Below are 25547 nucleotides of genomic sequence, written 5' to 3' on the forward strand. Positions count from 1 at the left end.
ATGCCCCGGCGACAGGCATCGCCGGGGCAATCGCGTTTATCAGACCAGATAATGACGCAGTTCGCGGGCAATCAGCAGGCGCTGGATCTCACTGGAGCCTTCGTAAATCTGGGTGATTCGCGCGTCCCGGTAGAAACGCTCGACAGGGTAATCCTCCAGGTAGCCATAGCCACCATGAATCTGGATGGCTTTGGAGCACACCCATTCGGCCATTTCCGAAGCGAACAGCTTGGCTTGCGAGGCTTCGGACAGGCACGGCTGCCCGGCGCTGCGCAGGCGCGCGGCATGCAGAATCAACAGCCGCGAGGCATTGATGCGGGTGTGCATATCGGCCAACAGGTTGGCGATGCTCTGGTGCTCGATGATCGGCTTGTCGAACTGCACGCGTTCACGCGCATAGGCCAGCGCGGCCTCAAACGCGGCGCGGGCGATGCCCAGCGCCTGCGCCGCGATGCCGATACGGCCACCTTCCAGATTGGAGAGGGCAATGGACAGCCCCTTGCCGCGCTCACCCAGCAGATTGGCCGCCGGGATACGGCAATTGTTAAGCGTGACGGCGCAGGTGTCTGACGCCCTGATGCCCATCTTGTGTTCGCTGCGGTCAACCACGAAACCGGGGTTTTCGGTGGGCACCAGAAACGCTGACAGGCCCTTTTTGCCGAGCTGTGGGTCGGTCACGGCAAACACGATGGCCAGTTGTGCGCGTTTGCCGTTGCTGACGAACTGTTTGGCACCATTGATGACCCACTCATCACCTTGCAGCTCGGCACGAGTGCGCAGGTTATGGGCTTCGGAGCCCGCATGCGGTTCGGTCAGGCAAAAGCAGCCTATCGCCCGACCGGTGGCGAGCTTTTCCAGCCAGGTGTGTTTCTGCTCATCAGTCCCGTAATTGAGCACCGGCCCGCAGCCGACTGAGCTGTGTACGCTCATCAGCGTGCCGGTAGCTGCGTCGGCGGCGGAGATCTCCTCAACCGCCAGCGCATAGGCGACGTAGTCGATGTAAGTGCCGCCCCATTGCTCCGGCACCACCATGCCTAAAAGGCCCAGCTCGCCAAGTTTGGCGACCAGTGCATCATCGATCCAGCCAGCCTTTTCCCAGGCCTGGGCGTGCGGAGCGATTTCGTTGCGGGCAAAGTCGCGCGCCATGTCGCGAATCATTACCTGTTCTTCGGTCAATTCAAGGTCGTGCACGACTTAATTCTCCACACCGCTGAAGAAACTCTGCACATGCGCGCTGCTGACGTCCTGCGCGCTGGCGTGTTTCCATTGCGGCTTCTTGTCTTTATCGATTATCAGGGCGCGTATGCCCTCAATCAGGTCGCCGCGCTCGAACCATTGGCGGTCCAGGTGCAGTTCCATGGCAAAGCAGTCCTGTAGTGGCAAGTGACGGCCACGACGGAGCATTTCCAGGGTCACGGCCATCGCCAGCGGCGAGTGACGCTTCATGCGGCCGACGGTATCCAGCGCCCACTCACGGGTGTCGCCGATGACCACCTCCTGCAACTGCTCGAGCATGCTGGGGATATCCGGCAAGCCAAAAAAATGATCAATGGCCGGGCGCAGGGTTTCCAGAGGCGGGTAGGGCAGGCGTTGGGTCGCCAGCTTGGCGAGGGCACCCTGCAGGTCCTTGAGTGGTGTCGATTTCCATTTCAGGTGGTCGAGCATATGGTCGAGGCGCGGCAGCAGTTCGCTGTTCATCGACCAGTTGGCAAGCCCGCAGTACAAGGCATCGGCAGCGCCGATCTGTGACCCGGTCACGCCCAGCCAGGTGCCCAGCTCGCCAGGAAGACGCGACAGGAAATAACTGCCGCCGACATCCGGAAAGTAGCCAATGGCGACTTCCGGCATGCCCAGCCGGCTGCGTTCGGTCACCACGCGCAGGTCTGCGCCCTGGACCAGGCCCATGCCGCCGCCCAGCACCAGACCGTCCATCAGGGCCAGTATCGGTTTGCGGTAACGGTGAATGGTCAGGTCCAGCTCATACTCTTCGGCAAAGAACGTGTAGTGCAGGTCCTGGCCGTTCTGATGGCTTTCGTACAGTGAACGGATATCGCCGCCTGCGCAGAATGCCTTGCTACCTGCGCCGCGCAGAACCACTGCATGAACAGACGGGTCGTCAGCCCAGAGATCAAGCTGCTGGCGAAGTGTGCGGACCATGTCCAGATCGATTGCGTTCAGGCCTTCCGGGCGATTGAGGGTCAGGTGACCCACGTGGTTACGCACCTCGACAACGATCGAATCCCGGCTGGTGGGTTGTCGAACCGGGCGGGCCGATGAAACCTGTGAACTCATTCTGAACTCCTTGTTCGGTTGCGCTTTCTTCTTGTTCGAGTCTTGTTGGAGCGTCGCAGAAGATCCTAGCAGCGCAAATGTGCAAAGCAAAACTGCGTTTAAGCATAGCCTGAAGTTTTACAAAGCCACTATTTAGAGCGTTTGCGGGGGACTGAGCTTTACTGCGCCGGGCTGGCTGAGGTGAATCATTGCCTGGCTGATGAGTATTATGACTGTCATTAGTGTCACAAAAGGGAATTCCTCGGGTGCACCCATGAAAGCCTCCATGACCGTTCTTTATGACCGATAAATATGCCCCGCGCGAGTGGGCCGCCCATGAGCGTCCGACCATGCCCGGCTCGCCTTCGACGCCGCTGCATTCCGATGCGCGGCGCTGGGCATTTGCGCTGGTGGGGGTGATCGTCGCGCTGACTGGCGGGCTCGGCAACGCGCTGGTGGTTGCCAACCTGCCGTATTTGCAGGGTGCGCTGGGTGCGACGTCGCAAGACATCGCCTGGTTGCCCGCTGCGTACATCATGACCAATGTGTCAATGAATCTGCTGCTGGTGAAGTTTCGTCAGCAGTTCGGTTTGCGCGCGTTCACCGAACTGTTTCTGGTGCTTTATGCGCTGGTGACGCTGGCGCACCTGTTCGTCAACGATATTGACTCGGCCATCGCCGTGCGTGCGGCGCACGGCATGGTCGGTGCTGCGCTCAGTACCCTTGGGCTGTACTACATGATTCAGGCGTTTCCGCAGAAGTGGCGGCTCAAGGCGCTGGTACTCGGGCTTGGCACCGCCCAGCTGGCGACGCCGCTGGCCCGGCTGGTGTCCGAAGACTTGTTGCAGATCGCCCAGTGGCGCGGTTTGTACCTGTTTGAACTGGGTATGGCGCTACTCTCGCTGGGTTGCGTACTGCTGCTCAAGCTGCCACCGGGTGATCGTTTCAAGGCGTTCGAAAAACTGGATTTTCTGACCTTCGGCCTGCTGGCCGGCGGTTTTGCGCTGCTCTGTGCGGTTCTCTCACTGGGGCGTATCGAATGGTGGCTGGAAGCGCAGTGGATAGGCCTGGCGTCGGCGGCCTCCATTGTGCTGATCTGCGCCGGACTGGCCATTGAGCATAATCGCAGCAATCCGTTGCTGATCACGCGTTGGCTCGGCAGCGGGGCGATTCTGCGTCTCGGGTTGGCCGTTATCCTGTTTCGCGTGGTGCTGTCCGAGCAGTCAGTGGGCGCGGTAGGTTTTCTTCAGGCGCTGAACATGGGCAGTCAGCAACTGCACACGCTGTATATGGTGATGTTGCTGGGCAGTGTCGCCGGGTTGGCGGTCAGTGCGCTGACCATCAACCCCGCGCACCTGATCAAGCCGTTGCTGATTTCTCTGGCGATGATGGCCGTCGGTGCCTGGATGGACAGCCATTCGACCAATCTGACCCGTCAGTCGAACATGTACCTCAGTCAATTCCTGCTGGCGTTCGGCGGTACGTTTTTTCTCGGTCCGACGCTGGTGCTGGGGATCAGCGGGGTACTGGCCAACCCGCGCAACATGGTGAGTTTTTCGGTGTTGTTCGGGATCACACAAAACATTGGCGGCCTGATCGGGTCTGCTGCACTGGGCACTTTCCAGATCGTGCGCGAGAAGTTTCACTCCAGTCATATCGTTGAACACCTGACCCTGATTGACCCGCTGGTTCAGGCGCGATTGCAGAGCTACAGCGCCAGTTACAGTTCGGTTATTGCCGACCCGTCGCTGCGCAACACTCAAGGCATGCGCGCAATGGCTACGGCTGCGACCCGAGAAGCCAACGTGCTGGCCTATAACGATGTGTTCATGCTGATCGCCCTGATTGCCGTGCTGACCATGATCTGGATTTCAGCCCGGGTCCTGTGGCTGAAAATGACCACTCAACCTTTGGCGCTGGCGCCTGTAGCACCTGCCGCTTCGCCCTCCGTATCCAATTCCGGCGTTAAATCTTCATGAACGAATCCACGACCTCAGATACAGAAACAACCCACAGCGCGCCGCCACCGGCACCGTTGACGTCCCCGGTGACCAGCAAGCCGCGCTCGGCCCGCAAGCGAGTCGTGTCTTCGGTGATCTTCGCTGCCGTCGCGCTGATCGGGGTAATGGTTGTGCTGTATGCCTGGCAACTGCCGCCGTTTGCCAGCCCGATAGAGAGCACCGAGAACGCCCAGGTAAAGGGCCAGACCACGCTGATCGGGCCGCAGTTGAGCGGGTATGTGTACGAAGTGCCGGTTCAGGATTTCCAGTTCGTCAAGGCCGGCGACTTGCTGGTGCGCCTGGATGACCGTATTTATCGCCAGCGCCTGGATCAGGCTATTGCGCAACTGGCGGTACAGAAAGCCTCGCTGGCCAATAACCTGCAACAGCGACGCAGTGCCGAAGCGACCATTGGCCAGCGCCAGGCTGAACTGCAGAACAGCATCGCCCAGAGCCGCAAGAGCGCTGCCGATCTGCGTCGCAATCAGGCACTGGTGACCGATGGCTCGGTATCGAAAAGCGAGCTTGATGTGACCCGTGCTGCCGATGCGCAGGCAAACGCTGCGGTTGCTGAAGCCAAGGCGGTATTGCAGATCGCCCGCGAGGACCTGCAAACGGTGATCGTCAACCGTGGCTCGCTGGAAGCTTCAGTGGCCAATGCGCAGGCAGCCATCGAGCTGGCGCGCATCGACCTGGACAACACTCGCATTGTCGCCCCGCGTGACGGGCAGTTGGGGCAGATCGGCGTGCGCCTTGGTGCCTACGTCAACTCGGGCGCACAATTGATGGCGCTGGTACCCGAGCAGCGCTGGATCGTGGCCAACATGAAAGAGACCCAGATGGCCCATGTGCGCCTTGGCCAGCCGGTGAGCTTTACCGTTGATGCGCTGGACGGCCACCAGATGCACGGCCACGTACAACGCATTTCGCCTGCCGCAGGTTCTGAATTCAGTCTGCTGCCCGCCGATAACGCGACCGGCAACTTCGTGAAGATTTCCCAGCGCATCCCGGTGCGCATCGTGGTCGATGCCGATCAGCCCATGCTTGAGCACCTGCGGCCTGGGATGTCGGTGGTCGTGAGCATCGACACCAGCGTAGAGGGTGATGAACCACCGGATCCTGAGGCACGATAATCGCAACTATCGTGCGACGCTCCGCGTCGCATGCCTTTCTGGACGCTCCGCGTCCTCTTTCCGACCTGCATCAAGACTTGATGGCAGCAGGCACCGCTCGCCGAAGACCTCAAAACAGTTTGCTGAACACCCAGTACAGCGAGCCCGAAAGCAGGATGGCAGCCGGCAGGGTCAATACCCAGGCGGTGGCCAGATTGCGCAAGGTGCGCATTTGCAGACCTGAACCGTTGGCGACCATCGACCCCGCGACCCCGGATGACAGCACGTGGGTGGTCGAAACTGGCAGCCCGTACATGTCCGCCGCGCCGATGGTGAACATCGCCACGACTTCTGCCGACGCGCCTTGTGCGTAGGTCATGTGCGTCTTGCCTATGCGCTCACCTACGGTCACGACGATGCGCTTCCAGCCGACCATCGTGCCCAGCCCCAGAGCAATAGCGACCACAATCTTGACCCAGGTCGGAATAAAACGCGTCGCGCTGTCGATCTGCCCTTTGAACGCATCGAGCTTGGTCTGCGTATCGGCGTCGAAATTGCCTACCTTGTTCTTATCCATCACCCGGATGGTTTCCGAGGTCAGGTACATGTCGTTTCGAACGTTGGTCACCGCTTCCGCTGGCACCTTCGAGAGCGAGCCGTAGCTGGCGACCTGATTGCCGATCTTGCCGGTCATGACCGCCAGCGCAGGGATCAGGTCGGGACCTGCCTGTTTGCTGACCAGATAATCCGACAGGGTCTGGCGCGAGTCAGCCGGGGCAGGCAGGGGAACACTGCGCATCAGTGCCTGCTGGGTGACTTCTGCCACCGCACCGAACTGAGTGGCCTGATCGGCCGGCATGGTGCGGTTGAGCGCATAGGCCATCGGCAGGGTACCGACCAGAATCAGCATGATCAGCCCCATGCCTTTCTGCCCGTCATTGGAGCCATGAGCGAATGATACGCCGGTGCAGGTCACGATCAGCATGGCGCGAATCCACAGCGGTGGCGGTGCATTGCCTTCTGGTGCCTTGTACAGCGCGCGGTTCTTGATGAACATGCGCATGGCCATCAATAGCAAGGCGGCACAGCCGAAACCCACCAATGGAGACAGCAACAGCGAGTAGCCTATTTTGGTCGCCTGAGACCAGTCCACGCCACTGGTGCCGTCCCGTCCGTGCATCAAGGCGTTGGCGATGCCGACACCGATGATCGAGCCGATCAGCGTATGCGACGAGGACGCTGGCAAGCCCAGCCACCAGGTGCCCAGGTTCCAGATGATCGCCGCGATCAGCAGGGCGAAGATCATGGCGAAGCCTGCCGATGAGCCGGTTTGCAGAATCAGCTCCACCGGCAGCAGTGCGATGATGCCGAACGCTACTGCACCGCTGGAGAGCATCACGCCGAGAAAGTTGAAGAACCCTGACCAGACCACCGCAAAGCCGGGTGGCAGGGAATGGGTATAGATCACGGTGGCGACCGCGTTGGCGGTGTCATGGAAACCGTTGACGAATTCGAACCCCAGTGCAATCAGCAACGCCACGCCCAGCAGCACGAACGGGGTCCAGGTGGTGACCACCGTGCCCATGTCGTCGACATCCTGCTTGAGGCTGTAGCCAGTGAAAAGCAGGCCGGCGATGAGTATCGCGAAGAAGATGACCATGGTCAGTCGACCCGGTTTGCGCCCGAAGTGAGTTGCCGACAGGCCCGCCCGGCCCGTCGCATCGGGAGAAAGTGCGTTTATAGCCATGTTCGCAATCCTGATTGAAAGAATATTGACATGGTCATTGCAAAATGTGACAGAGATGCGACATGCGAGTAATCAGTGGCCTTTTGCGCCAGATTTCTGACAACCGGCAGGCCGGGTCAATAATCGCCACGCTTGCGAAACGCCCAGCGTCCCGCGACCAGCGTAAACGTCGCGACCAGTGCCACCAGAATCCAGAAGCCTTCAGGGTCGGACGCCAGTGGCACACCCCCCACGTTCATGCCGAAAAAGCCCGCGACAATGTTGATCGGCAACGCCAGAACCGTTACCACGGTCAGGGTAAACAGGGTTCTGCTGCTCTGTTCGTTGAGATTGGCGGCGATCTCTTCCTGCAACAGTTTGATGCGCTCGCCCAGTGCCGTGAGGTCGTTGATCACCAGCGAGGACTCTTCTATGGACTGACGCAGCGCCTGGACATCCTGCTCGCGCAGCCATTGCGGAGGCTTGTGCAACAACCGCATCAACGAACCGGGCTCCAGCGCCAGCAGGCGTTGCAGACGTACCAGCACCCGGCGCATGGCGCCGAGTTCGGAGCGATTGTTGCTCAGTCGCTGTGAAAGCAACTGGTCCTCAATGCGGTCGACGTTGACGCTGGTCTTGCGCAGAAACTGGGTCAGCACTTCGCCTTGGTCGCTGAGCAGGTGAGCGAGCAGTTCCAGCGGTGAATCGAACTGTTCGCCGCGCTTGACCGCTGAGCGCAACTTGTCTACCGAGCGCAGTGGCTGCAGCCGGGCGGTAATCAGCAAGCGCTGGCGGGCGCAGACCCACAAGGTCGAGATGTCGGTCGAGAGCCTGTTGAAATCGAACACCACATCGTTGACTACCGCCAGCAACGTGGCGTCGACGTGCTCGATTCGGGTGGAGCGCGAGCCTTCGTGCAGGGCCTCGAAAAACTCTTCCGGAAGGTCCAGATGGGTTTTCATCCAGCGCTCGCAGGCTGCGTGCGACAGGTTCAGGTGCAGCCAGATGAAGTCGTTCTCTTCGGGAGGGTTTTGCAGGTAATCCAGCGCGGCGGCCGAGCCGATTTCCTGGCCACTTTCAGCGTGGCGAAAACGGAAGCCGTAGAGCAGACCGAAAAGGTCGGAGTCCTGATGGTGGTGAGCAATACTGTGGTTCATGGCTGTCCACGTGCGGCCTGGCCCGGGCAGGGAGGCGAAGGCCGCATGATGACAAGGCGTTATTTCATATTTGTGACAGCTTGTTGCCAGGTGTGTCATCTGTCACATGAAGAGACGGCCGCATTGGCGGCCGTTCAGTCAATCGACAGCTGCGACTGCATCGAAACCGGTCAGACCATTGCCAGCGGTACTTTGCGAGTCGGCGCTGGCCAGGCCAGGTCAATGTCGGCCAGGTCGCGCTCGGTGAGGCGAATCTGCTCGGCAGCGATGTTCAGACGAATATGCTCCGGGTTGGTCGCCTTGGGAATGGCGATCATGTTGTCCTGACGCAGCACCCACGCCAGGGAAATCTGCGCCGGTGTTGCGTCATGGCGTTTGGCGATTTCGTGCAGGGCAGGGTGGTAAAGCAGATCGCCGGCCTGGCCAATCGGGCAGTACGCCATCAATGGCAGGTGGCGATCAGCGCTCCACAGCATCAGGTCGAACTCGATGCCGCGTTGTTCCGGGTTGTACAGCACCTGATTGGTCGCGCAACGCGGGTTGTTCAGCTCGATCATGTCCGGGACATCAAAGTTGGAAACACCCCAGGCGCCGATTTTTCCGGCTTCCTGCAGGCGTTCGAAGGCTTCGACGGTTTCGGTCAGTGGGTACTGACCCGGCCAGTGCAGCAGATAAAGGTCGATGTAGTCGGTGTTCATCCGGCGCAGGCTTGCTTCGCATGCAGCCGGGATACCGCTACGGCTGGCATTGTGCGGGTAGACCTTGCTGACCACGAATACCTTGTCGCGTTGCCCGGCGATGGCTTGCCCGACGATCTCTTCGGCAGCGCCGTCGGCGTACATCTCGGCGGTGTCGATCAGGGTCAGGCCCTGTTCGATACCCAGGCAAAGGCCAGCAATTTCTGCCGAGCGCAGGTGCCCTTTTTCACCCATGTGCCAGGTGCCCTGACCCAGCACTGGTACAGTTCTGCCTGCCAATTCCAGTGTGCGCATGTGACCCCCTGCAATAAATAAGCAGCTAAATGAGCGATTGATTAAGCAGGTGTCAGGCAACAAGAGGCGCACTAGGTTCCGTGCACCCCATCGCAATGCAGATTTAAACCCGGAACTGCTTCAGCAGCCCGTTCAGTTCTTCGCTCAAGTCGCGCAGGTGCAGGCTGGCCGAAGTCGATTGTTCAGCGGCGAGTGCAGTGCTTTGGGACAGTTGCGCGGCCTGGGTCACGTTCTGGTTGATGTCGTCCACCACATGCGTCTGTTGCAGAGTAGCGCTGGCAATGGAGGTGTTCAGGCTATTGAGGTTGCGTAGCGCCTGACTGATGGACGTCAGGCTCTGGCCTGCCTGGTTGGCCTGCTCGATAGTCAGTTGCGAGGAACGGCTGCTGTTGCCGATTACCTTGACCGCCGCGTCGGAATGCTTTTGCAGGCGTTCGATCATGGCCTGGATTTCTGCAGTCGACTTCTGGGTGCGCTGGGCCAGCAGACGTACTTCGTCAGCCACTACGGCAAAGCCACGACCCTGTTCACCTGCGCGTGCCGCTTCGATGGCGGCGTTCAGTGCCAGCAGGTTGGTCTGCTCGGCAATCGAACTGATGACTTCCAGTACGCTGCCGATCTGCGTGCTCTCGCCGGCCAGACTCTGCATTACTTCAACGGCCTGACCGATGGTGGCGGACAGGTGCCCGATCTGGCGCAGGCTGTTATCGATGTTGACCTGACCCTGCTGTGCCTGTGACTCGGCATCACGCATTTCGTTGGCGGCATGCTCGGCGTTCTTGGCCACGTCCTGTACGCCATAGGTCACTTCGTTGACCGCGGTGGCAACCAGGTCCATTTGTTGGGACTGCTGCTCGCTGCGTTTCTGCGCTTGCTCGGCATTGCTGCCCAGATCCGTCGAGGCCTGGCCCAGCGCCACGGCCGAATTCTGCAACTGGCCGACGACATTGCGCAGCTTGGCGACAAAGGCGTTGAAGTGCACGCCCAGCTCGGTGATTTCATCCTTGCCGTGGGTTTCCAGCGTGCGGGTCAGGTCACTTTCGCCACTGGCGATATTGGCCATTGCACCGACTGCCGCTCTCAGCGGTCGCACGATACTGCGCACAATCATGACCAGCAGCAGGATCATGACCAGCACGATGCCTGCGATGAAGATGCCGGCGTTCCATAGCTGTGCCTTGAACTCTGCGGCTACGTCGTCCACATACACGCCCGAGCCCAGAATCCAGCCCCAGGGTTGAAACAATTGCACGTAGGAGGTCTTTTTCACCGGCTCGCTGGCGCCCGGTTTGGGCCAACGATAATTCACCATCCCGGCACCCTTGGCTTTGACCAGCGTGACCATTTCGTTGAACACTGCAAAGCCGTCCGGGTCTCTGATGGTCGATATATCCTGGCCTTCGAGCTTGGCGTTGGTGGGGTGCATGATCATCACCGGGCGCAGGTCGTTGATCCAGAAGTAGTCGTTCTGGCTGTAACGCAGGCCCTTTATCTCTTTCAGGGCCTGTTGTTGCGCGGCTTCGCGCGTCATGCTGCCCGCGGCCTCAAGCCCTTGGTAATAGGTGAGTATGCCGCTGGCGGTCTGGACCACATGCATGGTTTTTTCGGCCTTGGCCTGATACAGATCGTTATGGATCTGTCTGAGCAAGGTCGCCGACAAAACAAAAAGCATCAGCACTGAAACCACAAGGATCAGCCACAAACGGCGGCTGATGGAAAAACTGCGCATACTCATGATCGTCATCCCGTGCATTATTTTTTCTTTTTATGGCAACCGAGCCGCGCAGCACGCGATGCAGAGCCTTTTAAGCTTCTCGGCGCATCATGACCAAACATGAGATGACAGTCACATTTTTTTACAGACCTACACGGGTATAGCGAAAGGCTTACACCAACAGACGCGATTGGCTCTATCGACTGACCCGGAGTGAATGTAGGATCCAATTCAACAGCTGCAGCGAAGGAACGCCGCAGCGATCAGGGAAGATCGACCATTGCCAGGAGGCTACTGACAGGATGTCGGAATGGTCATGTTGCAAAACCACCCGCTTCGGCGGGTTTTTTGCGTCTGCAGGAAAGCAGGGTGGGGTTCAGCAATCCGGCTCGCAACCCTTGAGCACCAGCCTGAGAATGGTCCGGGTCGCGGCCTCGTAATCGGCGTCTTCCAGTTTCGCCTTGCCGGTGACGGTTGCGATCTGCCAGTCGAAATCTGCGTAGGTCTGGGTCGCGGCCCAGATGGTGAACATCAGGTGATGGGGGTCGAGCGGGGCGATCTGCCCGCTGTCGATCCAGGCCTGAATGCATTCGATATTGTGCCGCGCCTGCCCATTGAGCTGTTCGATCTGCTCTGACGTAAGGTGCGGGGCACCGTGCATGATCTCGCTGGCGAACACTTTCGAGGCAAAGGGCAGGTCACGGGAAATCTGGATCTTCGAGCGGATATAGCTGCTCAGTACATCGGCCGGTACACCTTGAGGATTGAACGGCGTCGACGCTTGCAGGATGGGCTCGATGATGCTTTCCAGCACCTCGCGATAGAGGTTTTCCTTGGATTTGAAGTAGTAATAGACGTTGGGTTTGGGAACACCGGCCTTGGCCGCGATATCGCTGGTCTTGCTGGCGGCGAAGCCCTTGTCGGCGAATTCCTCGCTGGCAGCGCGCAGGATGAGTTCTTTGTTGCGCTCGCGGATACTGCTCATGACCCGGTTATTCCCTTGCCTGCATGGCGGTCGCGCATGTTAGCACCGGGTTTGCGCAGCGCTCAATGTCGAAGGCCCGAAGCACGATTGCAACGAGCCTGTTGCATCAGGCACTCATCAATTCCTGGACTCGGGCAGCCAGAGCATCAATCGCAAACGGCTTGGTCAATACCCGCATGCCGGGTCCGAGTTGCTCGTCACCGATGGCAGCGTTTTCCGCATAACCGGTGATGAACAAGGTTTTCAGATGCGGACGTACTTCGCGTCCGGCGTCGGCCATTTGTCGCCCGTTCATGCCACCGGGCAAGCCCACGTCGGTGATGAGCAGATCGATATGCACGTCCGAGCGCAGCAGTTTGAGGCCGGCCAGGCTGTCGGCCGCCTCGATCAGGGTATAACCCAGATCCCCGAGCGCGTCGGTGAGCAGCATGCGTACCGTCGGTTCGTCGTCCACGATCAGAATGGTCTCTCCAGACTGGGTAAACTCGAACGGCGCCTGGTGCACATCGCTCTCGTCTCTGGTCGCTGTACCGTCGTAACGTGGCAGATACAGGGATATCGAGGTTCCTTTGCCCACCTGCGACTGAATGCGCACCCGACCGCCGGACTGATTGGCGAACCCGTAAATCATCGACAGACCAAGACCGGTGCCCTGACCAATGGGCTTGGTGGTGAAGAAGGGGTCGAATGCCTTGGCGATGACATCGGGCGTCATGCCTGTGCCGGTATCGGTCACGCACAGCGACAGATAGTGACCCTCAGGCATATCGTGCATCCGCGCCACATCACCTTCTATCCATTGGTTGTCGGCCTCGATCGTGATGCGCCCGCCGTCCGGCATCGCGTCGCGGGCGTTGATACACAGATTCAGCAGCGCGTTCTCCAGCTGGCTTGCATCGACCAGCGTTGGCCATAGACCTATGGTGCCAATGGTTTCGACCACGATGCTGGGGCCTACCGTGCGCTGGATAAGGTCTGTCATGCCTTTCATCAGCCTGTTCACGTCGGTCGGCTGTGGGTCCAGTGTCTGGCGTCGGGAGAAGGCCAGAAGCCTGTGCGTCAAGGCCGCGGCGCGCTTGGCAGCGCCCTGTGCGGTGACGATGTATTTGTCTACATCGTTCCAGCGCCCCTGTGCAATACGGGTGTTCATCAATTCCAGAGCACCGGAAATGCCCGCCAGCAGGTTGTTGAAATCATGGGCGAGACCGCCAGTCAGTTGCCCCACAGCTTCCATTTTCTGCGACTGACGCAGCTTTTCTTCAGCCTGCATCAGTTCCGCAGTGCGTGCTGCCACGCGCTGTTCAAGCGTGTCGTTGAGCGAGCGCAGGGCTGCAGTGGCCCGGTCGCGCTCGGCCGCCACAGCACGTCGTTCATCGACGTTGATGAGCACGCCCGGGAAGCTCAGTGGAGTGCCGTCATCGGCACGGTCGACGCGGCCGTTCGCCTCGATCCAGTAGTAGAGGCCGTCGGCACGGCGGACCCGATACTGGTGGGCATAAACACGCCCACTGGTGATGACCGCGTTGATCGCATCGATCAAGCCTTGCTTGTCTTCGGGATGAACAGTGGCAATGACCTGTTCCAGACTCAAACCATCGAAGCCCAGAGCGGGGTCAAGACCAAACGCCTTGGCGAAGGCTTCGTCGACGGTAAAGCGGTCGGCCGTCAAGTCCCAATGCCAGGTACCGATAATCGCACCTGCGGCGAGGGCGAGCTGAACGCGGTCGACGTTCGCGCGTGCGACGGCTTCGCTGGTGCGCAATCGCTCCTCGGCGTTGCGTCTTTCCGTCACGTCACTGAAGATGACTGCAATCTGTCGATCAGCCGGTTCACCGACACGCACCGCTCTGACTTCGAACCAGCGCTCGAACGCCTTGGCGTAATTCTCGAAATTGGCAGGCTCGCCGGTTTTGGCGACATGACCATAAGCCTCAAACCAGAAACGCTCCAGGTCCGGGGCAAACTCGGTCACCCACTTGCCACGCAAATCGACACCCGCCTGACGTTCAAAGGCAGGGTTGACCTCGATGAAGCGGTAGTCTACCGGGCTGTCGTCTGCATCGAACTTGACCTGGATGATGGCGAACGCTGCTTCGATGGTCTCCAGCATGGCCCTGGAGCGCTCTTCGCTCTTGCGCAGCGCGTTTTCTGCCTGCTGCATCTGTGACAGGTCGAGCATCGCGCCGATCATGCGTACGGCCTTGCCCTCGTTGTTGCGTATCACATGGCCACGGTCCAGAACATCGGCGTAAGTACCATCGAGCCGACGAAAACGGTATTCATCGGTCCAGGCAGTGCCGTGGCCGTCGATCACAGCATGGATAGAGTGGTAAATGCGTGTCCGGTCATCGGGATGGATCTGGGCTATCCACCAGTCACCCGAGGTGTCCAGTGTTGCCAGCGGGTGGCCGTATGCCTGTTCCAGTGCGTCATTCCAGAGCACGTGGTTGGCGGCAAAATCCCAATCCCATATTGCGTCATTGGTAGCCTTGGCGGCCAACCGGTAACGTTCCTGGGCTTCTTCGGTGGCGCGTGCCACCAGATGCTCGCGGGTGCGGTCGCGCAGGATCTTGACGAAGCCAAGGTGAGTATTTTCCTCGCCATACAGCGGCATCATTTCGCCGGACGCCCAGAACAGCTGACCGTCCTTGCGCAGGTGCCAGCGTTCGTCCGACGCTCGGCCGACGCTCAGGGCGAGTTGCATTTCATGTTCGATCCGGCCGCAGGCGCGGTCCTCCGGCGTGAAGAAGCACTCTGCATCCTGCCCGACCATTTGCGCAGCGGACCAGCCTAATACCTGTTCTGCACCCGGATTCCAGTCGGTAATGATGCCGGCTGGATCCGTGAGGATCATGGCAAAGTCCAGCGCGCTGTCAAAGGCCGCACGCTTGCGCACTTCCGGGCTGGGCAGTGCTGCTGCGCCGTTGTCCGGCCCAGCGTCGATACCGGCTTCTTCAAGTGCTGCGCGCAGGTGCACGACCTGTGCTTCCAGCTCTTCTCTTGTCAGGTATTTCAGAGCGCCTCCGGCTCACACGTTAATTGTCTGCATGGGCGGGCACCTGCCCGTAGCCTGCCTTGCGTACTGCAATCAGTCACTGTCGAGGTTTGCCAGTCCCCCTGCGCGTCCGGGTGTCAGATGCCGTACTTTGGGTATGTCTCTCTATGGCGATCGACATACCGTCGGGCTTCGGTATGCATCGGCATTCGCGTGGGTTTCTTTAAAGGGCGTCAATATCGGCGGTCAGGCCTTTTTTCCGGTTTTCTCTCGAGCGCATGCTACGATTTATCCTTTCGTTGTGCGAACAGTGCCCTTCGTATGTCCGTGAATTCAAACAGTTCTGGTACACCCGCCACAGTCAAGCAGCCTGCGGTGAAGCGACGTCTGCCCAAGGGGGAGGTACGCAAGGCAGAGATCATTCAGGCAGCCATGACCATCTTTGCCCGGGATGGCTATGCGGGTGCCTCGCTGTCTAACATTGCCAAGGTTGCAGGTCTCTCTCAGGTGGGGCTGCTGCATCATTTCCCGACCAAACTGGTGTTGTTGCAAGCTGTTCTTGAACATCGGGATCAGTATGTTGTTGCCAGGCTGCAGGACGCCGGGCAAGTTGCCTCGCTGGAGGGATTCATGGCCTTTCTGAAGCAGGTCATGAGTTTCAGCATCGAAGACGCCTCCATCAGCCAGGCACTGATGATCATCAACACTGAAAGTCTGTCGGTCACGCACCCTGCACACCGCTGGTTCAGTGAGCGTTTCCAGATTGTGCACAGTCATCTTCAGACGCATCTGAATGTGCTGGTTCAGGCAGGTGAAATTCGCCAGGACGTTGATGTCAGGCAAATCAGCCTCGAGATAGCTGCGATGATGGACGGCATGCAGATTCAGTGGCTTCGATCGCCAGCAGACGTGCAGATAGACAGTGCATTTGTCAGGTTTCTCGAACGACTGGCGCAGGATCTGACAGGGCGCTGATCAACGATCAATCGCATGAGAGTAATCGGTGGTCGTATCGACCACCGATTACCGCTACTCAGGGTTACTGTTGCTTAGTAAGCCTGTTCTGCCTTGACTTGTACTGCCTTGCGCAGGGGGACTGGAAGGGGGTTTGAATCACGTGTGGTCAACTGCTCCGGGTAAAGCGCTACTACCGTGCGGTCGAGTGTCAGGTTTTCCGAGTCCTTGCCAACCAGGACCTTGAACTTGCCAGGGTCGACGTTCCAGCTCACCGAATCGGGTGAGTAATAAGCGAAAGAACGCGAGTCCAGTGCAATCGTGACGGTTTTGCTTTCGCCTGGCTTCAGGTAAACCTTGGTAAAGCCCTTCAACTCTTTCTCCGGGCGATCAACCTGAGGCCTGGATGGCTGCACGTAAAGCTGAGCCACTTCAAACCCTGCCTTGTCACCGGTATTGGTGACCTTGAAAGAGGCCTGAATGGTCGCGCCCGGAGCCAATACGTTGCTCGACAGTTTCAGATCACTGTACTCGTACGTGGTATAGGAAAGCCCGAAACCGAATGGATAGAGCGGTTTGGTGTGCTTTTTGTCGTAACCGCGATAGCCCATGTACAGGCCTTCGCTGTAGGTCATTTCGACAGGGGGATTAGCGCTGCTGAAATAGTACGGCACCGGGTTCGAGTACGAAGCATAGCTGGGGTTGTCCTGCGCCTTCTTGTCCAGGGTGATTGGCAGCTTGCCCGACGGGTTGACCTTGCCGTACAGAATTTCGGCCAGTGCCTGTCCACCCTGTTGCCCCGGGTACCATGCGTGCAGAGACGCGGCTACCTTGTCAGCCCAGGGCTGCATATCCATACCACCGCCACCGTGCAGTACAACGATGGTTTTGGGGTTGGCTTTCTGAACGAAGCTGATCAATTCGGACTGGAATTGCGGCAGTTCGAACGGCCGATCCAGCGATTCACCTTCGTATTCGAAGTTATTGCCGGCGGCTACCACTACCGCATCGTAATCCGCCAGGTTCTTTGGCGGACGCAACGAAGCCCAGCTCATCTGCACACCGTTCATGCCGCCCAGCACCGGGGTGAAGTTGCCTTTAAGCCGGCGATATTCCAGGCGCACGTTGTACTCGGTGCCGGCCTTGAGACTGGCCGTTTTGACGGTACGCGGCACCACTGGAATCAGGTCGAACGAGACTTGCGAGCCCTCATCCTCAAGCACCAGCTCGTCATTGATCCAGAGTTTATAGGCTCCATCCGCGCGTACCTTGAACACCTGAGGGCCGCTGATCGTCGGTTTGATCTTGCCGGTGAAACGCGCCGAGAACGCGCCTGCTGACGGGGTATAGCCGTTGACTGTGCTGGTGCCGTTATCGGTCTGATTGGTGTTGGTAATCCAGTCCAGATTGATGCCGGGTTCGACGCGGGTTGCAACCGGGTCGCCGGACAGCGAGGTATTGGCGTAATACTCGGCTTTTACACCGGTATTGCTGATGGCCTGTTGGTCTTTAGCTGGCTGATACCAGACCGACGACTTCGGGTTCAGGCTCATCTGTGAAAGGTATTCCACGTTGGATGTGTTCGACGCCAGTTGCTTGAGCCCGCTCAGTTCAGTGACATAGCTTGCGGGCGCCGAATAAGCCGTACCAAACGGCGCGGTCGGCGGCTGCATGGCCAGATCACCGATGACGGCTATCTTTGCGTTTCTGGGCAGTGGCAGCAGAGGTTTGTTTCCGTCTACCGGCTGGTTGCGCAGCAGGACTATCGACTCCCTGGCCACGTTCAATGCCGCCAGTTGCCCGTATTCACGATGCTCCAGCGGTTGCGCCTTGTTGATTCCCTTGTCAAAGCCGTAGCTGACCAGTGCTCTCAGGTTCCTGCGCACCTTGTCGTCGATCACGTTCTGGTGCAACTGACCATTCCAGACATAAGGCAGCAGTTTGGCTTCGGTGAATTGAAGGCCGCTGGGCATGTCGATATCGGTGCCGGCCCAGGCACCCTTGAAGGCGTCCTGAACCGAGTTGAAATCGCTCATGACGTTACCTTGAAAGCCCCATTGGCCTTTCAGGATGTCGGTGATGAGGTGGTGGTTTTCACACGCATATTCGCCGTTGATCTTGTTGTAGCCGCACATGATCGAGGCGATATTGGCGTTCTTGACCAGTGACTCGAAGCCAGGCAGATACAGCTCTTGCATCGCTCGCTCGTCAATTTTCACGTCCAGATAATGGCGATTCGCTTCCTGCTCGTTCATCAGGTAATGCTTGGCGGCCGCCTGTATGCCTTGAACCTGGATACCGTTGGTGACTGCCGGTGCCAGTACTGCGCCGAGAAACGGATCTTCGCCGCTCATGTACTCAGCCGCTCGCCCGTTGAACGGCGTACGGTAGAGGTTGATGGCTGGCGAGAGCATTTGCTGCCCACCTGCTATGCGGGTTTCGTAGCCGATAGCCAGACCGAATTCCTTGGCCCGGTTGATGCTCCAGGTGGCTGCGAGTGCTGACGGGGAGGGGTACTGCGCACCGAACGTCTTGCCGCCGACCAGCACGCCCATCGCCGAATCATAGGCGACCGTACCCTGCAGGTTGAACTTGTCCAGCTTCGGAATCATCCGGCCGTCGTCAACGCGCGAGAAATTGATTTTTTCCGATTGCGTCATGTTGTCGAGCATTGCGCCTACGCGCGCTTCGACTTCATTGCCTGTCATCGGCGTCACAGCGAACACGCTGCCTGCCTGGGCGATACCGAGCGCCAACAGGCTCAGGCCCAGGCCTTGTTTGATCATGGACACGGAGTTATTCCTTACGTCATTCATTGATTAATCGTTTGTGTGTCAGCGGGGAAATCAGTGGTCTGCATCGCTGCCAGGGGCGTCTGCGGTATCAATCGGGGCATCCACAACCGTTTGTGCTCCACCAGGTGTTTTCTGCACGGCAAGGTCGGCACCTGTGATGTGTTCGCGCTGGTCGTCGACTTCCGCACGCCGCTCGCTCGAGGTTGATGGCAGCGGGTTCTGCCGGTCAGCGGCAGACACGGCAAAGGTGGAAAGGGATATCAGCAACGTGGTAACAACAGGCAGCAGGGGGCTGGCCATCGGGAGAGTCTCCAAATAGAAATATGAAACAGGCAGACAGGCAAGTCGGCAGCCGGGGCGGCCGACAGGTTCTTCAAGACGTGCGTGACAAGCAGAAAATTGCTGAACGGTAAAATACACGAATGCAATTTTATATAGTTGATTGTTTGTAAATTCAGGTATCAACTATGCGGATTTAGCTTTGCTTTAATTCCATAAAATTCATTTTTATGGCAATAAATTAGTGGTTTTTATTATTTTATAGAAATTATTATTCTTTTTTAAAAGCAGAGTGTTCACTCTGTTTTCGGCATTGGCTACGGTTTTCCATGTGGCCGAGTGCTGATGAGGACAAGTATCGCTGCCGCCTGAATACTGGCAGCAAGTGCCAGCGCTATCAGGTCGTTGTAAGGCCCGTTGAATAAAGTCCGGACACCACCGAAGAGTGCTGGCGCAAAGGCGTAGCAGCCTTGAGCGATGGCGACGATCAATGTCACCACGCGCGCAACCTGGTGCCTGGGAAATTCCGCTTGGGCAATCAGGGGAGGCAGTGATGTGGCATTGCCGATACCCACGCCGAAAAGAATCATGCCGACCCATAACAGGACAGAGCTTGCGCCGATAAACATCAGCGCCACACAGCCCAGGCACTGGCAGGCGTAACTCAGGCTGGCTATGTGGCGTCGACAGGCGCCTGGCACTAACAGCCTGCTGGACAGGAACCTGCCGAAGATAGCGCTGCAGGTAGAAACACCCATGGCCATACCTGCGGTTTGTTGTGTGATGTGATCAATCAGCAGCAGGAACAACTGGCTGATCAGGCCGATCTGCGCAAACAGCCCGAGCGACATGGCCGCCGCCAGCGTGAGGAATGGTCGGTTACTCCGTAGCGTTAAGGGCGCAGTGTCCTGGAATGGCGGCAGTTCAGTGGCTGTCTGGCGAATGTCATCGGGGTGCTGACCCAGATGTTCAGGCCTGAACCGGAACACACCGAAAGCGAGGAGCGCAATCACGCCTGTTGAAACTACACCCACCACGATCGCAGCGAGGCTGAACCCGAACCGGTCGATCAGGTACACCCAGCCCGATGAAAAGACTACACCGCCGATGCTCGCGCCGTTATAGGCCATCGCCAATGCGCCAGGGCGCTTGCTGACAAACCATGGCGAGATGGTAGCGTTGACCGCCGCCGCGCCCATGGTTACCCAACCGAACCCGCTCAGCGCCGCGGCGATGAACAATTGCCAGGGCTGATTGGCGATCGACCAGCCGTACACGCCGACAGCGAGGGTTGCCGCCCCTGAAACCGTAATCGATGGGAGGCCATACCTCTTGTACAACGCAGGCAGGTTGACCACGACAAACGTACCTGCCAGAAAATGCACCGTGACCGCAGCCGAGCACAGCGCGGTCGACCAGCCGGTTCTCTGAATCACGGCATACATGAATATCGGCGGACCGTAAAAGCCGATGCCCCAGCCAAACACAGCCATCAGAAATGTAGCTGCGACGACTTTTCTGCCAAAAAAACTCGATTGATGCATGGGTGAATCCCTTCAAGTGGTTTGGCAGCAGTATGATGGCCGCCTACCAGAACACTTCAGGGATGGCTGAACTATGGATGTTGAAGCGGCAGACCTCTCGCTGGCGGCAGTGGCGGGTGCCATTGCTGACCCTGCACGATCCAAAATGCTTTGTGCGCTACTGGACGGGCACGCACGAACCGCGACCGAGCTGGCGGCGCTGGCCGATATAGGCGCATCGAGTGCCAGCGGGCATTTCGCGCGTTTGCGTGAGCAGGGGCTGGTGGAAATGCTCGTGCAGGGCCGGCATCGTTACTATCGACTGGCCAATGCGCAGGTGGCGCAAGCGCTGGAGTCCTTGCTGTTACTGACTCAGCACAGCGCTGCGCCCTTCAAACCCAACACGCCTTCTGCCTTGAGACAGGCTCGAACCTGTTACGACCACTGCGCCGGTGAAGTCGCCGTCAAGTTGCACGACGCCTTACTGAAGGCCGGCTGGTTAAATGAGCAGGGCAAGGACTATGTGATCAGTGAACGGGGTGTCGAATCACTGAACTCGCTGGGCATCGACGTGGACGCAGTACGTCAGCAACGCAGACGTCTGGCCTACGCCTGTCTGGACTGGAGCGAACGCGCCCCGCACATCGGTGGCGCTCTGGGGGCGGCGCTGCTGGAGCTGATGCTCACGCGCGGCTGGGTAAGCCGCCATCTGGATTCCAGAGCACTGAAGCTGACTGCCAAAGGGGTGGGCGGTATGGCGAAGGCGTTTGGGGTGTGAGGCGTGAGGTGGGCAATTGATCACATAGATGCATGTTTTTAAGCCGTCGGGTTACAAACTGTCCGCTCTTTTCTTGAGCGCGGGTTTGTGGAACAAGGTTTCAGCTGATCGCCACAATGGCTGTATCTTGCGGCGAATGTTTGAGGCAAGCGCTAAAAAGGAATGTGCGAAAATAAAGAATAAAAAAATCGATTTTTATAGTTAATTGTTATATGTGGTAATTCTTGCAAGCTAATTTTCCTACTACTATGGAAGGGCGCATGCATAAACAGATTAATACTGCTTGATCTTAGGATATTATTAGTAATAGGGAGGTTTTATGTGTGCATCAAAAATGATAGAGGAAAAATCTGAAAAGTATGGGAAGTATAAGTCGATATTAGTATTGCCAAGTTTGTATTTGTTCATTGCGATCTTGATTATAGGTGATAAATATTTATCTACGCTTGTGCCCTTGAAGTTTGAGGTTTCATCGGGCACTTATTCAACGGTGAGGGTAGGGAGGGACACATTTATAAGTCTTGCGGGGCCTGATTCAGAACTGCTATTCACATGTTCACTTGGAATGATCGGCTACAGTGGATGCTTAAAGGGTACCAGAAATGACGCGTCAGCGGGTATGCCGACAACTATACAGTGGTACAGGCAAAGTTTTTTTCCTAATAAAAAAAGTAATAAGGTGATAAGTATAACTGTGAATGATGAAGAAGTACTGACACATGAAATGACACGTCAGCGGTCGAAGAGAGGTTTGATATCAGCGCTTTGGCTTCATGGTGTGGGTTTTATAATAGTGCTTTTTATATCGCTGGCTTTAAATAAATTATCAAGGAAGAGTTTTAATGGATCAAGTAACGATTAAAGGTGTTTCAGGGGTGCTGTATTTTTTAGGAACACCTGTAGGGGTTGCTCCTATAATTAACGATGTTTCCAAGGGTGGAACAATAGCCTCAGTCATAGCTACTTTGCAGGCGGTAGTTGGTTTTGCTGATGTTATTAATACTTTCAGCAAGTATGCGCCGCAAGCAGGTATTGTTCTCGGAGTAGCTGCTCTTATAAATGATACTGATAGTATTATAACTTCTTATAATGAGGCGGATAAAGTTGTTGAGGTTTCTGATATATATTCGGCTTTTGCCGATGTCGCAACAATTACAGCATCTGTAGCAACTTTTACTGTGGTGGGTGTTGCTGGAAGTACGGTTGCCCCCGTTTTGATTGCTACTGCAGTAGTGGCAACGGTCGCCGGAGCCGTATTGACTTTGGCTGCTATGGGTGCCGGTGATAATAACGAAACGCTAGATCTCAAACCATACATTGATACGCTGTTGAAATCGTATAATGAACTAGCTGAAGTTTTGGGCGATGATTACTCTAATGCGATAAATGCATTTGCAGAGGTTTTAGATAAGAGCTTGAGCTATACTATTGCTCTTGGTGAATATGTTGAAGACGCAATGGGCGAAGTGCGTGAGATTTTTCTAGACGGTGGAAATAAGGTCTTAATTGGGTTTGATAAATTAATCGGAGAGCTAAACGGGCTCTTCGGAAGCGCAATAAGCACTATGTCGCCGTTAGTATTGGATCTTGATGGGGATGGAATAGATACCTTAAGTGTGGGGTCTGGTATCTATTTCGATCATGGAGGTGACGGATTTTCTGAAAGCTCCGGCTGGATAGGACGTGGTGACGGATTTCTAGTATACGATGTTAATCATGACGGAATCATAAACAGTGGAAGGGAGCTTTTTGGTAATAATTTCGTTTTGGAAAACGGAAAAAATGCTGCGAATGGTTTCGAAGCGTTATCTGAATTTGACAGTAATAAAGATGGGGTTGTAGATGAGGCGGATGAAAGGTTTGATCAATTAAAAATATGGCGTGATCAAAACAGTAATGCTAAGGTCGATGCGGGAGAGTTATTGGCATTGGAGGGGGTTGGGGTTGTTGGTTTAAATGTTGCGTTTGCCAGTCAAGATGTAATCGATGTTCATGGTAATAGAGTTATGCAGTTGGGTAGCTATGTAAGTTCGGATGGTACTTCAAAAATAGTTGAGGATATATGGTTTGCGGTAAACTACTCCGATACTGCGCAGGCAGTTAGTATTGAAGGTACAGGCTCGAAAGTGTTTCCTGAAGTGCCTGGATCTGGACGGGTTTTATCTTTGTCCCAATCAATTATTCAAGATGAAACTGGGGCTCTTTCAGCGCTGATAGAAAGGTTTTCCACAGAGACAAGCAGTGAGGCTCGAAAGCTGATTGTAAATGATGTTGTTTTTTCTTGGTCTGGTGTCGATAAATATTCTGCGATAAGTCGTGGTGGATTCGTTGACGACGGTAGAAAAATTTATGCATTGGAAGCTTTTTTAGATAAGGAGTTTTTACAATCATCAGGTACTAATGAGGGGACTGGCAATCCGGGACCTAACTCTTCTGCTCTTCTCATGGTTGGATATGAAAAGTTAGCTGATTTTGTTAGCTCTAGCCTTATGCTACAAACTCATTTAAAGCCCTTGATGGATAGCCTGGACTTTCGCTTTGAGTCGGGTGAATTAGTAATAGATGCTACAGGGTTGATTGGTTTGTTGCGCTCTGAGTATTATAATGATGTGTCAGTCGGAACTGAATTAATAAGCAATTTATCTCATTCGTTGAAAGTGGCGGCTGGCGGGGCTGGCAAAGAAATACTATCTGTAATAAGCAGTTTTGGTGACGCTAAAGCTGATGCTTTTGATATGTTGCTTGTTGCTATGGGCGGCGTTTTAGGTGCGTCGGGTGATGATAAGATTTACGGTACGATTTCGGCTGATTTATTGTTAGGCCTTGATGGTGACGATATAATTTACGGCGACGCCGGGAATGATACTGTTGAAGGTGGCTTAGGGCGCGATTATTTAAGCGGTGGTTCAGGTTCGGATGTTTACAGGTTTTCTAAAGGTTGGGGGCACGACACCTTAAATAATTATGATTTAGGTACGAATAAGGTAGATGCCATCGAGTTTGGTGAAGGTATCGTTATGGCAGATATCTCGGTTACAAGACTTCGGGATGATTTGCTACTTTCGTTTAAAGATGGTTTGGACACAGTTACGGTGGCAAATTATTTTTATAATGACTTGATAAGTGGTTATGTTCTTGAGGAGGTTAGGTTTGATAGTGGTGCTGTTTGGGGGGTGCAGCAAATCAAAGCGCTAACGTTATTGCCTTCAGATAGCAATGATACTATATATGGCTATTCCGTAGCGGACCTCATGGACGGTAGGGCTGGTAATGATTTTTTATATGGTAAGGGTGGTGATGACATCATTCTAGGAGGTGCTGGCGATGATTGGCTCGAAGGTGGGGTGGGGGAGGATCAATACCTACTGAGTCTTGGTGATGGCAAAGATACTATTGTTGAAGAAATCGGCGTGCGTGGTGAAATTGATAAAGTCCGCTTTGGTGAGGGCGTTGACTCTTCAGTAGTTATTTTAAGTGTTATTAATAATGATCTGAAATTAAAGTATTCAGCGTCTGGTGATGAGGTTACGTTTAAAAACTGGTTTTTGTGGAGTGGTAACAATTATAAGGTTGAAGAAATTCTATTTGCTGACGGTGCTGTTTGGACAAGTTCAATGCTAACTGATCTAGCCTTGAGTTATCACGGGACGTCAGAAAATGATACCTATATAGGCACTTCAATAACCCCCGGGCAGTTCATTTTCGGCGGGGCTGGCAATGATATTCTTACAGGCGGTAAAAATAACGATCAGATCACCGGCGGAACCGGTAATGATCTTTTGACCGGCGGAGAGGGCTCGGACCTGTACCTTTTCAACCTGGGTGACGGGCAAGACACGATCACCGAGAACAGCAACTATTCGATTGGCAATATCGACACCTTACGGTTCGGTGCCGGTATCCAAGCGACGGATATCGCTGTAAATGCTTCTGGCTCCGACATGGTGTTCAGTCATGTAAACGGCAGGGACAAGATCACTGTCAAAGGCTGGTTTGCCCAAGACAGTGGTCGTTACCAGCTTGAACGCGTGGAATTTGCCGATGGTACGAACTGGACAGGCTCAGTCCTGACAACCCAGGCGCTGAATTATAATGGCACGTCCGCAAACGACGTTTATAACGGCAGCAGTATTGCTTCGAAGCAGATTATTGCCGGCGGAGCGGGCAACGACACACTTACCGGTGGGACAAATAACGATCAGATCACCGGCGGAACCGGTAATGATCTTTTGACCGGCGGAGAGGGCTCGGACCTGTACCTTTTCA

The 25547-nt window shown here is 56.1% G+C and carries 17 protein-coding genes; 6 read left to right on the forward strand and 11 right to left on the reverse strand.

Annotation, left to right across the window (positions count from 1 at the left end):
• Positions 1–39 precede the first annotated feature (39 nt).
• Together RYC17_RS07405 and RYC17_RS07410 are read right to left on the reverse strand one after the other, a co-directional pair.
• Positions 40–1191, reverse strand: a complete 1152-nt coding sequence (locus RYC17_RS07405) for an acyl-CoA dehydrogenase family protein (protein WP_316889727.1) — start codon at positions 1189–1191, stop codon at positions 40–42.
• A 3-nt stretch (positions 1192–1194) separates the two neighbouring features.
• Positions 1195–2292 (reverse strand): enoyl-CoA hydratase/isomerase family protein, encoded by a 1098-nt coding sequence (locus RYC17_RS07410; protein WP_058401935.1) that lies wholly within the window; start codon positions 2290–2292, stop codon positions 1195–1197.
• Positions 2293–2570: 278 nt separating this feature from the next.
• Here RYC17_RS07410 and RYC17_RS07415 point away from each other — a divergent pair, with 278 nt between their 5' ends.
• Together RYC17_RS07415 and RYC17_RS07420 are read left to right on the forward strand one after the other, a co-directional pair.
• Positions 2571–4250, forward strand: a complete 1680-nt coding sequence (locus RYC17_RS07415) for an MFS transporter (RefSeq protein WP_002552759.1) — start codon at positions 2571–2573, stop codon at positions 4248–4250.
• Positions 4247–5404, forward strand: a complete 1158-nt coding sequence (locus RYC17_RS07420; protein WP_316902688.1) for an HlyD family secretion protein — start codon at positions 4247–4249, stop codon at positions 5402–5404. Before RYC17_RS07415 ends, RYC17_RS07420 begins: the two co-directional genes overlap by 4 nt.
• Before the next feature lie 109 nt (positions 5405–5513).
• Here RYC17_RS07420 and RYC17_RS07425 read toward each other — a convergent pair whose 3' ends face one another.
• The 6 genes from RYC17_RS07425 to RYC17_RS07450 all read right to left on the reverse strand — a co-directional run bounded on the left by RYC17_RS07425 (position 5514) and on the right by RYC17_RS07450 (position 14934).
• Positions 5514–7130, reverse strand: a complete 1617-nt coding sequence (locus tag RYC17_RS07425) for an inorganic phosphate transporter (RefSeq protein ID WP_316902689.1) — start codon at positions 7128–7130, stop codon at positions 5514–5516.
• A 116-nt stretch (positions 7131–7246) separates the two neighbouring features.
• Positions 7247–8266 carry a transporter gene (locus RYC17_RS07430; RefSeq protein WP_002552763.1) on the reverse strand — a complete coding sequence of 340 codons (1020 nt, stop codon included), beginning with the start codon at positions 8264–8266 and terminating at the stop codon, positions 7247–7249.
• Between the two features lie 170 nt (positions 8267–8436).
• A complete protein-coding gene (locus RYC17_RS07435) occupies positions 8437–9258 on the reverse strand; it encodes an aldo/keto reductase (protein ID WP_004660705.1) in 822 nt (273 codons plus the stop codon).
• Between the two features lie 103 nt (positions 9259–9361).
• A complete protein-coding gene (locus RYC17_RS07440) occupies positions 9362–10993 on the reverse strand; it encodes a methyl-accepting chemotaxis protein (protein WP_316902690.1) in 1632 nt (543 codons plus the stop codon).
• A 355-nt stretch (positions 10994–11348) separates the two neighbouring features.
• Positions 11349–11957: a TetR/AcrR family transcriptional regulator gene (locus RYC17_RS07445; protein WP_058401939.1), complete on the reverse strand. Its 609-nt coding sequence runs from the start codon at positions 11955–11957 to the stop codon at positions 11349–11351.
• A 106-nt stretch (positions 11958–12063) separates the two neighbouring features.
• Complete coding sequence (locus RYC17_RS07450) at positions 12064–14934, reverse strand: PAS domain-containing protein (protein ID WP_316902691.1); 2871 nt, start codon at positions 14932–14934, stop codon at positions 12064–12066.
• A gap of 339 nt (positions 14935–15273) precedes the next feature.
• Here RYC17_RS07450 and RYC17_RS07455 point away from each other — a divergent pair, with 339 nt between their 5' ends.
• Positions 15274–15927 carry a TetR/AcrR family transcriptional regulator gene (locus RYC17_RS07455; RefSeq protein WP_316902692.1) on the forward strand — a complete coding sequence of 218 codons (654 nt, stop codon included), beginning with the start codon at positions 15274–15276 and terminating at the stop codon, positions 15925–15927.
• Positions 15928–16001: 74 nt separating this feature from the next.
• Here RYC17_RS07455 and RYC17_RS07460 read toward each other — a convergent pair whose 3' ends face one another.
• The 3 genes from RYC17_RS07460 to RYC17_RS07470 form a co-directional block, all read right to left on the reverse strand.
• Complete coding sequence (locus tag RYC17_RS07460) at positions 16002–18692, reverse strand: beta-glucosidase (RefSeq protein WP_193601358.1); 2691 nt, start codon at positions 18690–18692, stop codon at positions 16002–16004.
• 60 nt (positions 18693–18752) lie between these two features.
• A complete protein-coding gene (locus RYC17_RS07465) occupies positions 18753–19001 on the reverse strand; it encodes a hypothetical protein (protein WP_057402487.1) in 249 nt (82 codons plus the stop codon).
• Between the two features lie 296 nt (positions 19002–19297).
• A complete protein-coding gene (locus RYC17_RS07470) occupies positions 19298–20524 on the reverse strand; it encodes an MFS transporter (RefSeq protein WP_316902693.1) in 1227 nt (408 codons plus the stop codon).
• A 73-nt stretch (positions 20525–20597) separates the two neighbouring features.
• Here RYC17_RS07470 and RYC17_RS07475 point away from each other — a divergent pair, with 73 nt between their 5' ends.
• The 3 genes from RYC17_RS07475 to RYC17_RS07485 all read left to right on the forward strand — a co-directional run.
• The gene (locus RYC17_RS07475) at positions 20598–21281 is read left to right on the forward strand and encodes an ArsR/SmtB family transcription factor (protein ID WP_219171164.1); all 684 of its coding nucleotides are present in this window, start codon (positions 20598–20600) and stop codon (positions 21279–21281) included.
• A gap of 319 nt (positions 21282–21600) precedes the next feature.
• Entirely contained in the window at positions 21601–22143 is a 543-nt protein-coding gene (locus tag RYC17_RS07480; protein ID WP_219171165.1) for a hypothetical protein, read from the forward strand.
• Positions 22124–25547 (forward strand): calcium-binding protein (locus RYC17_RS07485; RefSeq protein WP_316902694.1); only part of this gene is annotated, 3424 nt, incomplete at its 3' end. The genes RYC17_RS07480 and RYC17_RS07485, both read left to right, overlap by 20 nt.

The sequence above is a fragment of the Pseudomonas syringae group sp. J248-6 genome, from assembly GCF_032586995.1.
Taxonomy (GTDB): Bacteria; Pseudomonadota; Gammaproteobacteria; order Pseudomonadales; family Pseudomonadaceae; genus Aquipseudomonas; species Aquipseudomonas amygdali.

What these genes read in the sequence shown, in the direction of transcription:
- RYC17_RS07445 (WP_058401939.1), bottom strand. Translation starts at nt 11,957, where the DNA reads ATGAGCAGTATCCGCGAGCGCAACAAAGAACTCATCCTGCGCGCTGCC.
- RYC17_RS07470 (WP_316902693.1), bottom strand. Translation starts at nt 20,524, where the DNA reads ATGCATCAATCGAGTTTTTTTGGCAGAAAAGTCGTCGCAGCTACATTT.
- RYC17_RS07420 (WP_316902688.1), top strand. Translation starts at nt 4,247, where the DNA reads ATGAACGAATCCACGACCTCAGATACAGAAACAACCCACAGCGCGCCG.
- RYC17_RS07440 (WP_316902690.1), bottom strand. Translation starts at nt 10,993, where the DNA reads ATGAGTATGCGCAGTTTTTCCATCAGCCGCCGTTTGTGGCTGATCCTT.
- RYC17_RS07430 (WP_002552763.1), bottom strand. Translation starts at nt 8,266, where the DNA reads ATGAACCACAGTATTGCTCACCACCATCAGGACTCCGACCTTTTCGGT.
- RYC17_RS07480 (WP_219171165.1), top strand. Translation starts at nt 21,601, where the DNA reads ATGTGTGCATCAAAAATGATAGAGGAAAAATCTGAAAAGTATGGGAAG.
- RYC17_RS07435 (WP_004660705.1), bottom strand. Translation starts at nt 9,258, where the DNA reads ATGCGCACACTGGAATTGGCAGGCAGAACTGTACCAGTGCTGGGTCAG.
- RYC17_RS07410 (WP_058401935.1), bottom strand. Translation starts at nt 2,292, where the DNA reads ATGAGTTCACAGGTTTCATCGGCCCGCCCGGTTCGACAACCCACCAGC.
- RYC17_RS07455 (WP_316902692.1), top strand. Translation starts at nt 15,274, where the DNA reads ATGTCCGTGAATTCAAACAGTTCTGGTACACCCGCCACAGTCAAGCAG.
- RYC17_RS07460 (WP_193601358.1), bottom strand. Translation starts at nt 18,692, where the DNA reads ATGATCAAACAAGGCCTGGGCCTGAGCCTGTTGGCGCTCGGTATCGCC.
- RYC17_RS07415 (WP_002552759.1), top strand. Translation starts at nt 2,571, where the DNA reads ATGACCGATAAATATGCCCCGCGCGAGTGGGCCGCCCATGAGCGTCCG.
- RYC17_RS07475 (WP_219171164.1), top strand. Translation starts at nt 20,598, where the DNA reads ATGGATGTTGAAGCGGCAGACCTCTCGCTGGCGGCAGTGGCGGGTGCC.
- RYC17_RS07425 (WP_316902689.1), bottom strand. Translation starts at nt 7,130, where the DNA reads ATGGCTATAAACGCACTTTCTCCCGATGCGACGGGCCGGGCGGGCCTG.
- RYC17_RS07465 (WP_057402487.1), bottom strand. Translation starts at nt 19,001, where the DNA reads ATGGCCAGCCCCCTGCTGCCTGTTGTTACCACGTTGCTGATATCCCTT.